A 13220-nucleotide genomic window follows, 5' to 3' on the forward strand; every position below is an offset into this window, starting at 1 on the left:
AATGATGATGTCATTTGTAACGCCTAGCTGCCGCCCACGTAGGGCGACAGGGGGCGTTGTCCGTTTCAAATACCCCTTGCGCTCCGCATCACATCACAAACCGGCAGGCGCCGGAGCGGAGACGACATGGCCAAGATTAACCGTTTTCAAACGATCCTGATGGCGGGCTGCGCCTGTGCGGCACTGAGCGCTTGCGGTGCGGATGATATCGCTTCGCCCGGCGAAGGCACCATCGTTCTGCCCACGCCGACCCCGACACCCACTCCGACGCCTACGCCGACCCCGACGCCCACCGCGGTGACGCCTGCTGCCGATTGCCCGGCGATTGCAGGCTCGGACCAGCTCGCCAACCTCGGCACGATCACCGACGGCACGAACACCTGGCGGAATTGCGGTTTCCCGGCCCGTTTCAACAGCACCACGGCGATCGCCAAGACCGCCGGCGTCATCTACTCGCTGCCGGGCCGCGTCGATGTCGGTACGGACCAGGGCGCGGCCAGCACCGGCTCCAACGTCACCCTCTCGATCGATCCGGGCGTCGTGGTCTTCGCCAGCACCGGCAACGCCTATCTGGCGGTCAACCGGGGTAACAAGATCAACGCTGTCGGCACCGCTTCCAGCCCGATCGTTTTCACGAGCCGTGAAAATGTCACCGGCGCTGCCAACGACCAGTCGTCCGGTCAGTGGGGCGGTGTGGTGCTGCTGGGCCGTGCGAAGATCACCGATTGCGATCAGGCGCCGAATGCCGCGCCCGGCACGACCGCCTGCCAGCGCGATACGGAAGGTACGACCGGCGCGATCTATGGTGGCGCGGACGACGCCGACAACTCGGGCCGCATGAGCTATGTCCAGATCCGCTATTCCGGTTTCGTCCTGGCGAACGGCAAGGAATTGCAGGGCCTCACTCCCTCGGGCGTGGGTACCGGCACGCAGCTCGACCATATCCAGATCCACAACAGTTCGGATGACGGTATCGAGGTCTTCGGCGGTTCGACCCATATGAAATATCTGGTCCTGACCGGCAATGAGGACGACAATCTCGACACCGACGTCGGTTTCCGCGGGACGGCGCAGTTCATCATCTCGGTTCAGCGCGCCAATGCGAATATCGGCGACACCTTCACCGAAACCGACTCGAACGGTTCGACCACCGGCACCAGCTTCTCCGAAGATGCGCTGCCCCGCCAATATCTGAAGGTGGCGAACTTCACCCACATTCAGCGGTCGAACACCGGCGATGACGGCGCGGCGATGATGCTGCGCGGTGGCGCGGACCTTGCCATGGTCAACGGCATCATCGTCAGCCCCAATCAGAGCTGTCTGCGTATCGACAGCCCGGCGACGGTTCGCGACGCCGACCCCGCGCTGCAGGATGCCGGCAAGCCGGTCTACAAGTCGGTGGTGATGCAGTGCAATTCCACGCCGTTCAAGAGTTCGAGCACGGCTGCGCTGACGGTCAGCACGTCGGTCATCCAGTCGATCTTCACGCTGGACCCGAACAATAACTACACCACCTACACCCCCTCGCTGACCAGCATCTTCATCAATGGTGCGACCGAAGCGGCGGTGCCCGCAGTCGATCCCAAGACCATCGACAGCAACTTCGTCACCACCAATTACATCGGCGCGGTGAAGGACAGCAACGACACCTGGTATGCCGGTTGGACCTGCAACTCCGTGACCGCCAGCTTCGGCAGCAGCAGCAAGAACTGCACCGCCATCCCGACCGCCTGATCGGTTCCTGACCTCAACAGGGGCGGGGAAGCGTGCATCCGACGCTTCCCCGCCTTCTTTGCACAGAATTTCTTTTGGGGGACATTTGCATGTCACAGCCGCTGAACATGGCGCGCCTGCTCCTGATTTCCACCGCGCTGGTCGCGCCTGCCGCCATGGCCCAGAACAGTGCGCCCGCGCGGCCCGCCACATCGGGCACGCCCACGCAATCCGAGGAAGCCGATGCGCAGGCCGGCCGGGTCGATGTTTCCATTCCCGGTTCCGATATCATCGTCACCGGCCGCCGCTCCACCAACGTGTCGCAGGCTGCGCCGCAGGTGGTCAACGTGCTGTCGGCCGCCGACATCAAGCGCACGGGTGAAGGCGACATCGCCGGTTCGCTTCAGCGCGTGACCGGCCTTTCGGTCGTTTCGGGCGGCTATGTCTATGTGCGTGGCCTGGGCGACCGCTATTCGCTGGCGCTGCTCAACGGTTCGCCGCTGCCCAGTCCCGAACCGCTCAAGCGCGTCGTGCCGCTCGACATCTTCCCGACCAGCGTGATCGCCTCGACCCTGGTGCAGAAGAGCTATTCGGCCAATTTCCCCGGCGAATTCGGTGGCGGTGTCATCAACCTCACGACCAAGGCGATCCCGGTCGAAAGCTATCTGGAACTGAGCGTCGGCAGTTCGGCCAATACCGAAACCTCGGGCCAGCTGGGCTATACCTATTATGGCGCCAAGTCCGACTGGACCGGATTTGACGACGGTTCGCGCGACGTGCCGCCGCTGCTGGCGCAGGCGTTCAAGGGTGGTGTACCCTTCTCGAACATCCCGCGCACGGATTTGCAGGCGATTTCGATGCAGTTCCTCAACGCCAAGACGTCGGTGTTGCAGCGGACGAACAGCCTGCCCTTCAACTTTTCCGGTTCGCTCAATGCCGGAACGTCCTTCGACGTTGGCAGCGACGGGCGCCTGGGCCTTTTGCTGACCACCTCCTACAGCAATAAATGGCGCACGCGCGAATCGTTGCAGCAGGCTTCGCTCAATCTGGAAAATGCACCGGGCAAGTCCGCGGTGCAGGTCAACACCGACAATGAGGTCACGCTCAACGCCCTGTTCGGCGTCGGTCTGGAACTGGGCGAGCAGAAGGTCCGCTGGACCAACGTCTATATCCGCGACACGCTGAAGCGCGGCGCCCTGTCGCTCGGCCGCAATGACGGCGCGATCGCGGGCGCGGACTATATGAAGCAGAACACCGCCTGGTATGAGCGGCAGCTGATCGACACGCAGATGGTCGGCGAATTCAAGCTCAGCGACGCCCTCAGCCTCGACCTGCGCGGCGGCTACGCCAATTCGCAGCGGGAAGCGCCCTATGAGCGCGAATTCGAATATGTGCGGACCAATCGCGACCTCAGCGTCGATCCGGTCGGCGATCGTTTCATCAATGCGCTGAACCGCCAGCGCGGCGATGCGTCGATCACCTTCAGCGACCTGAATGAGGATCTGTGGTCGGCGGGCGCTGACCTCAGCTACAAATTCTCGTCGGACCTGACGTTGACGGCGGGCTATGCGTTCACCGACACGAAGCGCACCTCGTCGCGTTACGAACTGCATTTCGACGCGACCAATCTGCCGATTTCGGTGCAGCAGTTGCGGCCCGACTATCTGCTTTCGGACGCTTCGATCCAGCTTTACGACATGTCGCTGCTCGACTTTTCGGGCAATTATCCGGTCTATGACGCGGCGCTGCGCGTCCATGCCGGCTATGGGCAGGTGAAGGCGGAGTTGGTGCCGGGCCTGACCATCGACGCGGGCGTGCGTTATGAAAAGGGCCAGCAGTCGGTCACGGGTGTCGACGTCTACAACACGGGCGTGACGCCGGTGAACCGGATCGACAAAAGCTATTGGCTGCCCGCCGCGACGATCACCTTCGAAGCGTCCAAGGGCCTTCAGTTCCGCCTCAGCGGGTCGAAGACCATCGCCCGCCCACAGTTCCGCGAACTGATCGCCCAGCCCTATATCGACACCGACTCCAATCGCTTCTATCGCGGCAACCCGTTCCTGCAGGACAGCCAGCTGTGGAATGCGGAAGCGCGCGCCGAATGGTATATGGGGCGTGACGAGCGGCTGACGGTGGCGGGTTTCTGGAAGAAGATCGACAATCCGATCGAAACCTACACCACGATCAACGACAAATATGACGTTTCCACCAGCTTCGCCAACGCGCCGGAAGCGACGCTCTATGGCGCGGAGATCGAGGCGCAAAAATATCTGCCGCTCGATAGCTGGTCGGACGGCGCCTTCTTCCAGAGCCGCCGGATCGTGCTGATCGGCAACTATACCTACACCAAGTCGAAGTTGAAGGTGCGGGAGGGCGACACCACCATCCCCTATAGCTACACCACCGGCCCGCTGCCTGCGGCGTCGGACTATTTCCAGGATGGCGTGCCGCTGACCGGCCAGTCGGACCATCTGGTGAACTTCCAGCTTGGGCTGGAGGATACCGACAGGCTGTCGCAGCAGACGCTGCTGCTGACCTATGCCAGTCCGCGCGTGACCAGCCGTGGTCCGAACCTTCAGCCCGACATCAAGGAAAAGCCGGGTCTGACGCTGGACTTCGTCGCGCGGCAGGGTGTGAAGCTGCCCGGCGGCATCAACAGCGAGGTGAAGTTCGAGGCCCGCAACATCACCGGCCGGAAATTCCAGGAGTTCCAGGAACTGAACGGCAACAAGGTGTTCTATAACAAATATAAGATCGGGACGACCATCGCGGCTTCGCTGACGGTCGCCTTCTGAACGCCCCAGACTCTGGCTCCCGTCAGAGGCGTCGAGCGGCCGATCCGTCCCGGACGGGTCGGCCGTCATGATTCTGAACGATTCGCGCCGCAGGCGGGTTCATGATAGAGGCTCCACTCCACCAGCCATCATCATGGATGCGCGGAGCGACCCGTGAAACAGGAAGTCGAACTGAAGCTGGAACTGGCGCGCGAAGAAGTGGGCGCGTTCGAACGGCTGGCCTTCCTGCCCGGCGAAAGCGACGTGTCGGCGTTGCGCGCCATCTATTTCGACACGCCGGACCAGGCTCTGGCCGCAAGGGGGGTCAGCCTGCGCATCCGGCGATCGGGCGAAAGGCTGGTCCAGACGGTCAAGGCCGATAATGAAGGCGACGCCGGACTGTTCGCGCGGGCCGAATGGGAAATGCCGGTCGCGGGCGAGACGCCCGTGCTCGATACGCGCACGCCCGTTGCGGCGATGCTGGGCGATGCCGTGCATGTCATAGAGCCTGTCTTCCATGTCGATGTCGAGCGGCGGACATGGATGGCGGTGCAGGATGAGACCGAAATCGAATTGGTGCTCGATCAGGGATGCGTGCGCGCCGACGGGCGGCAATCGGCAATCTGCGAAATCGAATTGGAACTGAAAAGCGGCGAGCCCGTGGCGCTCTTCGCCCTGGCGCGACGGATCGATGCGGAGGTTCCGGTGCGGCCCGGCGTCTTGACCAAGAGTGAGCGTGGCTATCGGTTGCGCGAGGCCGTGAAGGTGGCGGTCAAGGCGGAGCCGGTTCCGCTTGTCCACTCGATGACGGCGGGCGAAGCCTTTCTGCGGATAGCCGGGGCTTGCCTGCGTCATTATCGGCTCAATGAAGCGCTGCTGCTGGACCATTATGATCCCAAGGCGCTGCATCAGGCGCGGGTGGCGATCCGGCGGCTGCGGTCATCCTTCTCTCTGTTCCGGCCGATATTGCTTCGCGCGGATGTGGAGCGTTTCCAGAGCGAATTGAAATGGCTGGCCGGAGTGTTGGGCGACGCGCGCAATCTGGATGTGCTGGTCGAGCGGATCGAGGCGCAGGATCTGCGCGAGCGGCTGGAGGCGATCCGGGTGCAGGTGCACGACCGGACCGGGCAATGGTTGCGGTCGGCGCGGGTGCGGATGCTGCAGATCGACCTGCTTGAATGGCTGACTCTGGGGGTGGGGCAGGTGGATGGCGAGGCTGCGGCCTTGCGGGAAGGGGCGGCGGTCGATTTTGCCGCCGGGCGATTGCAGCGGTTGCGCAAGCGGATCGCGAAGGATGGCGAAAATCTTGCCGGGTTGAGCGACGAAGCCCGGCATGAGGTCCGCAAGGATGCGAAAAAGCTGCGCTATGCCTCCGAATTTTTTGCGGGCCTCTTCGATCGAAAGAAGGAACGGCGGCGGCAGGCGAAATTCATCGCGGCGCTGGAAGATGTGCAGACGGACCTGGGTGAGTTGAACGATCTGGTCGCCGCACCCGCACTATTGGCCCATTATGGGCTGGATGAGGCGGGGCTTGGGATCGGTCCGAAGAAGAAGCGGAAATTGTTGGCGGCGGCGGCCTGCGCTCATGCTGGACTGTTGGAGGCGCCGCGCTTCTGGCGATGACGGACGCGATCAGGTCCAGGGGCGTTCGCGATACCATTTGGTGATGACATGCTTCACGCCGCTGCGCACTTTCATGCCGTGGTGGATGCTGGCGGCATTATAGTCATCGGGGCCGAGGCGGTTGTTCCAGGCGAGGAGCTTGCCGGCTTCGGGCTGAACCGTCTTGCCGATCTTGACGAAGCGGGTTGCGCCGCCGGCCGCCGGTTCGTTGAGATAGACCATCAAGGTCCAGGTACGGTTGCCCGCGACAGCGCAATAGCGCTCGAAATCCGGACCCTTCGGTTCGAAATAGTCGGTATGCGCCTTGAACTCCTGCCCCACGGCATAGCGTTGGCCCTGGATCGGCTCGCCATAAGCGGGATCGATGCCTGTAAAGGCGGCCAGTTTTGCGTCGATGGCCGCGATGAAGGGGTCGGCCGCATCGAGGTCGCAGGTCTCGCTGGTGCGGAAATAGCCGTCGCCATTGGCGTCCGCGATGGTGGAGGGACGGCGATGCGCATCGATCCGATCGATCAGGCCGGCGCATTCCTGTCCGGAAAGGAAATCGCGCTGGATGAACAGCGTCAGTTCCCGGCTGGGGACGCGCTGAACGCGGGGATGTCCGGCGATCCAGGCGGGATCGGCGTCGGGCGCGGAAGGGGGTGGGCTGTCGGCCATCACTCATCCTGAAAAAGCAGGGCCTGGAAGAAGGCGCCTCTTGCTATCGCCGGCCGCGTGAAATGCAAGCACCGTCGTTTCCGCGTTGCGCCTGTCACGAAAACGTCACACAAATGTCATCCGGCAGTAAAAGCATTTGCCTAGCAGGCGCCGGTATCAAGGGGGACCATCGACGCATATGCGTGTGCCTTTCGGCGATAATATCCTGAAATTCGGCGGGCGGCTACGGCCCATCGACTGGCTGGCGGTGGTTGAAAAGCTGCTGCTGGGCGTGCTGGCTTTGCAGGGCGCCTGGCTGGTCTGGGTGTTGCTGACGCCGGTGGGCAGTTTTGGTCCCTGGGAAGGGCGTCAGGCGCAGTTTCCTTCGCTTGCCGAACGGCAGTCGCTTTTTTCCGGTTTCGACCCCTTTTATCGCAGCGGCCCGCAACAGACGGGCAGTGGCGTCGTCACCTCTCTGGCGCTGACGGTCTATGGCATAAGGTTGAATGAAGGATCGGGCTTGGGTTCGGCCATCGTCGCAGGGCCGGACGGGGTGCAGAACAGCTTTGCCGTGGGGGAGGAGATCATGCCCGGCGTGAAGCTGAAAGCCGTTGCCTTCGATCATATCACCATCGATCGCGGCGGGGCGGAGGAGCAGGTTTTCCTTGACCAGTCGCAGCCCGCGCCGACCGCCGCGCCCGAAGGCGGAACGCCCGCCGGCCCGCCGCCTCCACAGCAAGGGATGGACAATCCGACTGCCGACAGTCTGAAGCGCGACGTTGGCTTCACGCCCCGGATGCAGAATGGGCGCGTGACCGGGTTGATTCTGACGGCCAAGGGGCCGGGGTTCCAGAATGCCGGTTTTCAGCCCGGCGATATCGTCACCCAGATTGACGGCCAGCCGGTCGGATCGGTGGGCGATCTTCAGGCGTTGCAGGGCAGGATCATGCCCGGCGCGCGCATTTCCCTGACTGTCGAACGCGGTGCGGCCGTGTCTTCGGTCAACCTGACACTGCAAGGCCAATGACCAGAAAATTGTTTCTTTCCGCCGCCATGGCTCTCGCTCTGGCGACTCCCATCGCTTCGCCCGTCATGGCGCAACAGACGCTGAACGTGCGCGATGCCGATATCCGGGCCTTTATCCAGGACGCGGCGCGGGTCACGGGGCGGACCTTCATCATCGACAACCGTGTGCAGGGGAAGGTTTCAGTCGTAACCGATCGGCCGCTGTCGCGGTCGGAATATTTCGAGATTTTCCTGTCGACCCTGCGCGCAAATGGACTGGTGGCGGTGCCGGCGCCGGGTGGCGCCTATCGCATTCAGCCAGCCGATGGCGCGGCGGGGCAGCCCAGCGCCGTGGGGCGGGCGGCCAATCGCAATCAGTTCGTGACGGAGGTGTTCCGGCTGCGCTCCATCGATGCAGCCAGTGTGCTGGAAACGCTGAGGCCTCTGGTGAGCAAGGATGGCTCCGTGACGGCGAACCGCGCCGGGAACAGTGTGGTCGTGGCTGACTATGCCGATAATATCGGGCGTATCCGGCAGGTGATCGCGCGGATCGACCGGGATACGGCGTCGACCACGACTGTCGTGCTGAAAAATGCGGGGGCGCGGGAGATTGCGACGTCGCTCCAGGCCCTTGTGACGACGGGCGGGGAAGGGGCGGCCAAGCCAGCGACCATCGTGCCGATCGACAGCAGCAATGCGGTTGCCATAAGGGGCGATGCCGGGACGGTGGCGCGACTGGCGCAGATGGCGCGGGACCTTGACCGTCAGGCGGCGAGCGGGACGGAGATCCGCGTTTACTGGCTGGAACATGCCGATGCGGAGAAGCTGCTGCCGGTGTTGCAGCAACTGATCGGGCAATCGACCAGTTCGGCGGTGACGGCTTCGACCCCGGCGGCGGGATCGGTGCCTTCGGCTGTGCCGCCTGCGGCTTCGTCGATGGTGGCGAGTTCGGGTGGATCGGGCGGCAACGGCATTTCGACGCGCGGCCCGGCCATCGTGACCCGCTATGAGGGCGCCAATGCGATCATCGTCGCGGCCAACAGCGACGTGCAGCGAATGCTGGGCGAAACGATCCGCCAGATCGACACGCGGCGCGAGCAGGTGCTGGTCGAGGCGATCATCGTGGAGATCAGCGATGCCGCCGCCAGGAAGCTGGGCGTGCAGTTCCTGATCGGCAGCACCAAGACGGGCTTTGCCGCGACCAATTACTCCAATGCTTCCCCCAATCTGTTGACGATCGCTGGGGCTGTGGCGGCCAATAAGCTGGGGACGACCAAGACGACCGTCATCAGCAACGGAACGGTCACGACCACCGAGACGCAGACCAACAGCCAACTTGCGAGCACGCTGGAGCAGGCTGCGGTCGACAGCCTGACGGGCGCGAGCGGCATCATCGGCGGTCTTGGTACCCAGATCGGCAAGAACGGTATTTTCGGGGCGATCATCAATGCGGTGAAGTCCGATACCGACAGCAATGTGCTGTCCACCCCCTCGATCATGACGCTGGATAACCAGAAGGCCTCCATTCTCGTCGGCCAGCAGGTGCCGGTGACGACCGGCGAGGCGCTGTCCCAGAATTTCGACAACCAGTTCCGCACGGTCCAGCGGCAGGATGTCGGCATCAAGCTGGAGGTGAAGCCTCAGATCAACACCGGAGGCGCGATCAAGCTGTTCCTGAAACAGGAAGTGTCGAGCGTCGCCGGGCCGGTTTCCAACAGCAACAGCGACCTCATCATCAACAAGCGCGAGATCGAGACGACCGTGACGGTCGACGATGGCGAGATATTGGCGCTGGGCGGCCTGTTGGATGATAATGAACGCAAGACCATAGAGCGAATTCCGCTGCTCAGCGATATTCCGGGCCTTGGCGAACTGTTCAAGTCGCGCAGCAAGAGCCGGACCAAGACCAATTTGATGGTCTTCATTCGTCCGACCATCCTGCGGTCCAAGGAGGATGCGCAGAAGCTGACGCAGCAGCGTTACGGCTATATTCGCGGCATGCAGTTGCAGCGCAATCCCGACGCCGAACCGAGCATCGATGAACTGGTGCGCGACTATATGGGCGCGACGCCGCCCGCTGCCGCGCCGCAGCCGGGCGACAGCGTGGTCCAGCCGCCCGCCGAAATCATCGAGCCGACCGCTCGCCAATCGAGCGGTGTCGTGCGTCCCGTCGAAATCCCGGCAAGCGGAGACAAGCGGTGAGCGAAGCAGCCGCCATCGAGCCTGATCCCATACCCCCGCATGTGGCGCCCCGCGCCGTCGACATACCCTATGTCTTTGCCCGCAGACATGGCGTGGTCATGTTGGCGCAGGAAGGCGAGCGGCTGACCATCGCGGTGCGCGAGGGGAGCGATCCGCGCGTCCTGCTGGAGGTTCGGCGGCATCTGGCGCGCAGCTTCGACGTGCGTTTCGTCGATGGCTCCCAGTTCGACAGGCATTTGTCCGACCATTATGCGATGGAAGGCAGCGCGGCCGCGATGGCCGGTTCCATCGATGTCGGCGCGGATGAGCTGGACATATTGGCCGCCGATATTCCGACGGCGGACGATCTGCTCGACAGCGCGGACGACGCGCCTGCGATCCGCCTGATCAATGGCATCATCGCCGAGGCGGCGCGGCAGGGCGTGTCGGATATTCATATCGAGCCTTATGAAACCGGCCTGATCGTGCGGATGCGCGTCGATGGCGTGCTGCGTGAGACGTTGCGTATGCCGCCGCATGTCGCGCCTGTGGTGGTCAGCCGCATCAAGGTGATGGCGCGGCTCGACATTGCCGAGCGGCGCGTGCCGCAGGATGGGCGGATCGGGCTGACGCTGGGCGGGAAGCTGCTCGACGTGCGCGTGTCGACCCTGCCGAGCCGGGCGGGGGAGCGGGTGGTGCTGCGTATTCTCGACAAGGAGAATGCGGGCATGAACCTCGACCTGTTGGGCATGGCGGGCGCGGCGGACCGGATTTTCCGGGAGGGGTTGCAGGAGCCGAACGGCATCATCCTCGTCACCGGGCCGACCGGATCGGGCAAGACGACGACGCTTTATGCGGGCTTGCGTCAGCTCAATGACGGGACGCGCAATATCCTGACTGTCGAGGACCCGGTCGAATATGCGATCGAGGGGGTTGGGCAGACGCAGGTCAATGCCAAGGTCGGGCTGACCTTTGCGGCGGGGTTGCGGGCGATTTTGCGGCAGGACCCCGATGTGGTGATGGTCGGTGAAATCCGTGACCGGGAGACGGCGGAGATCGCCGTGCAGGCCTCGCTGACGGGCCATCTGGTGCTTTCCACTGTCCACACCAACGATGCCGTGGGCGCGATCACGCGGATGCGCGACATGCGGGTGGAGCCGTTTCTGCTTGCCTCGACCCTGCGCGCGGTGATCGCGCAGCGGCTGGTGCGGCGGCTTTGCCAGCATTGCCGTGAGCCGGTGCAGGCGGACAAGTCGGCCAGCGCCTTGCTGGGCTTCGATCCGGGTACGATCATCTATCGCGCGCGGGGGTGCGAGGAGTGCAACGGCTCCGGCTATAAGGGGCGGATCGGGGTGTTCGAGGCGATCCGGGTGGATGATACGATCCGGCGGTTGATCAACGACGGCGGCGATGAGTCGCTGATTGCGCGTCATGCTTTCCTGAACGCGCCCAATCTGGGGTCGGCGGCGCGGGCCTTGGTGCGCGACGGGCAGACCACGGCGGAGGAAGCCATTCGGGTGTCGCGGCGCGATGCGGGCGAGGTGGAAACCATCGCTGATGGCTGAGTATGACTATATCGCCATCGACCCCGCGGGCAAGGAACGCAAAGGGGCGATCAAGGCCGAGACGGTCGAGGATGCGCGGGCGAAGCTGGATGCGCGCAAGCTGTTCATCGTGCGGATCGAGCCGGGGGCGGTGGAGAAAGCGCGGAAGCGGGCGGGCCTGTCGCTGCGCGCCCCGCGCTTGTCGGCCAAGGAATTGACGCTGTTCACGCGGCAGCTTTCGACGCTGATCCAGGTCAGTCCGCTGGAGGAGGCGCTGCGCACCATCGGGCGGCAAAGCGAGCAGGCGCATGTCCAGGCGATTGTCGGCAAGGTGCATTCGGGCGTGCTGGAAGGGCGGCGGTTGGCCGACGCCTTGGGCGCGGAGCCGAAGAGCTTTCCGGCACTCTATCGCGCGATGATCTCAGCAGGGGAGAGCTCGGGTAGCCTGCCGACGATCATGGAGCGGCTGTCCGAACTGATGGAGCGGCAGGCGGTCATGCGGTCCAAGGTGCTGACCGCAATCGCCTATCCCAGCGTGCTGGCGGCCTTTGCGGTGTGCGTGGTCGCGGCGCTGATGATCTTCGTCGTGCCCAAGGTGGTCGAGCAGTTCGATACGGTCGGCCAGCAATTGCCGCTGCTGACGCGGATGGTGATGGGGGTTTCGGCCTTTCTTGCGGGCTATTGGTGGTTGTTGCTGATCCTGATTGGGCTGGCGGGTTTCGGTTTCTGGCGGGCGATGAAAGTCGAAAGTTTTCGCTATCGTTTCGATTCCATGCTGTTGCGTCTGCCGCTGCTGGGCCGCCTGATCCGCGATCTTCATGCGGCGCGCATGGCGCGGACGCTCTCGACCATGGTGGCGAGCCGCCTGCCGTTGATGGAGGGTTTGTCGCTCACCACCCAGACCGTCCACAACCGGGTGCTGCGACAGGCGTCGGAGGAGATTGTCGAGGCCATTCGCGGCGGTGGCAGCCTGTCGGCGGCGTTGCGTCGGGTGGGGGTGTTTCCACCGCTGCTGGTCTATCTGGCGGCCAGCGGGGAGAGCGCGGGGCGGCTCGACACCATGCTGGAGCGGGCGGCGGACTATCTGGAACGGGAGTTCGACAGCTTCACCTCCGCTGCGCTCGCCATGCTGGAGCCGGTCATCATTATCGCGATGGGCGGCATTGTCGCCGTCATCATCCTGTCTATCCTGCTGCCCATCCTGCAACTGCAGAGCCTCACCGGGGCCTGAAGGAGTGTTTATGAAGTTGCTCGACATGAAATCCATCCGGTCCCTGCGCGAAGGCCCATGCCAGCGGCGGGGCGCCGAAAATGGTTTCACGCTTGTCGAACTGATGGTCGTCATCGTCATCATCGGTCTGCTGGCGACCATCGTGGCGATCAACGTGATCCCCGCGACCGACACCGCGCGCGTCGAAAAGGCCAAGGCGGATATTTCGACCATCGAGCAGGCGCTGGAGCAATATCGGCTCGATAATCTGACCTATCCGTCGACCACGGACGGATTGCAGGCGCTGATCAACCCGCCCGCTTCGCTGGCCCAGCCGCAGCGTTACCGGCGCGGCGGCTATATCAAGAAGCTGCCGAACGATCCCTGGGGCCGACCCTATCATTATACCGTGCCGGGCCGGAAGGGCGCGTTCGACATCAGTTCGCTGGGCGCCGATGGCCAGCCGGGTGGCGAGAATGAGAATGCCGACATCTACTCCAGCGAGCTTTGAACGGCTGCCGACTCCGCTGGGGA

9 protein-coding genes are annotated in these 13220 nt (G+C 63.7%); 8 read left to right on the forward strand and 1 reads right to left on the reverse strand.

Going from position 1 to position 13220, the window contains the following annotated elements; genetic code table 11:
• Positions 1–126: 126 nt before the first annotated feature.
• The 3 genes from HUK73_RS02470 to HUK73_RS02480 all read left to right on the forward strand — a co-directional run bounded on the left by HUK73_RS02470 (position 127) and on the right by HUK73_RS02480 (position 6110).
• Positions 127–1734 (forward strand): hypothetical protein, encoded by a 1608-nt coding sequence (locus HUK73_RS02470; RefSeq protein WP_176590475.1) that lies wholly within the window; start codon positions 127–129, stop codon positions 1732–1734.
• Positions 1735–1823: 89 nt separating this feature from the next.
• Positions 1824–4508 carry a TonB-dependent receptor domain-containing protein gene (locus tag HUK73_RS02475; protein WP_176590476.1) on the forward strand — a complete coding sequence of 895 codons (2685 nt, stop codon included), beginning with the start codon at positions 1824–1826 and terminating at the stop codon, positions 4506–4508.
• Between the two features lie 153 nt (positions 4509–4661).
• Entirely contained in the window at positions 4662–6110 is a 1449-nt protein-coding gene (locus HUK73_RS02480; protein ID WP_176590477.1) for a CHAD domain-containing protein, read from the forward strand.
• 9 nt (positions 6111–6119) lie between these two features.
• Here the strand turns inward: HUK73_RS02480 and HUK73_RS02485 are convergent, their stop codons facing one another.
• Complete coding sequence (locus tag HUK73_RS02485; RefSeq protein WP_176590478.1) at positions 6120–6767, reverse strand: 2OG-Fe(II) oxygenase; 648 nt, start codon at positions 6765–6767, stop codon at positions 6120–6122.
• A gap of 178 nt (positions 6768–6945) precedes the next feature.
• Between HUK73_RS02485 and HUK73_RS02490 the strand changes: the two genes are divergently transcribed.
• From HUK73_RS02490 to gspG, 5 genes are read left to right on the forward strand one after another with little or no spacing between them, the layout of a single operon-like run.
• On the forward strand, positions 6946–7773 hold the full coding sequence (locus HUK73_RS02490) for a type II secretion system protein N (RefSeq protein ID WP_176590479.1): 828 nt from the start codon (positions 6946–6948) through the stop codon (positions 7771–7773).
• The gene (gene gspD / locus HUK73_RS02495; RefSeq protein WP_176590480.1) at positions 7770–9953 is read left to right on the forward strand and encodes a type II secretion system secretin GspD; all 2184 of its coding nucleotides are present in this window, start codon (positions 7770–7772) and stop codon (positions 9951–9953) included. The genes HUK73_RS02490 and gspD overlap by 4 nt, the downstream gene beginning before the upstream one ends.
• Positions 9950–11497 carry a type II secretion system ATPase GspE gene (gene gspE, locus HUK73_RS02500; protein ID WP_369805420.1) on the forward strand — a complete coding sequence of 516 codons (1548 nt, stop codon included), beginning with the start codon at positions 9950–9952 and terminating at the stop codon, positions 11495–11497. Before gspD ends, gspE begins: the two co-directional genes overlap by 4 nt.
• On the forward strand, positions 11490–12707 hold the full coding sequence (gspF, locus tag HUK73_RS02505; RefSeq protein ID WP_176590481.1) for a type II secretion system inner membrane protein GspF: 1218 nt from the start codon (positions 11490–11492) through the stop codon (positions 12705–12707). Before gspE ends, gspF begins: the two co-directional genes overlap by 8 nt.
• Positions 12708–12717: 10 nt before the next feature.
• Positions 12718–13197, forward strand: coding sequence for a type II secretion system major pseudopilin GspG (gene gspG, locus HUK73_RS02510; protein ID WP_304413749.1), 480 nt, complete (start codon positions 12718–12720; stop codon positions 13195–13197).
• Positions 13198–13220 lie beyond the last annotated feature (23 nt).

It is taken from the genome of Sphingobium sp. EM0848 (genome assembly GCF_013375555.1).
Lineage (GTDB): Bacteria > Pseudomonadota > Alphaproteobacteria > Sphingomonadales > Sphingomonadaceae > Sphingobium.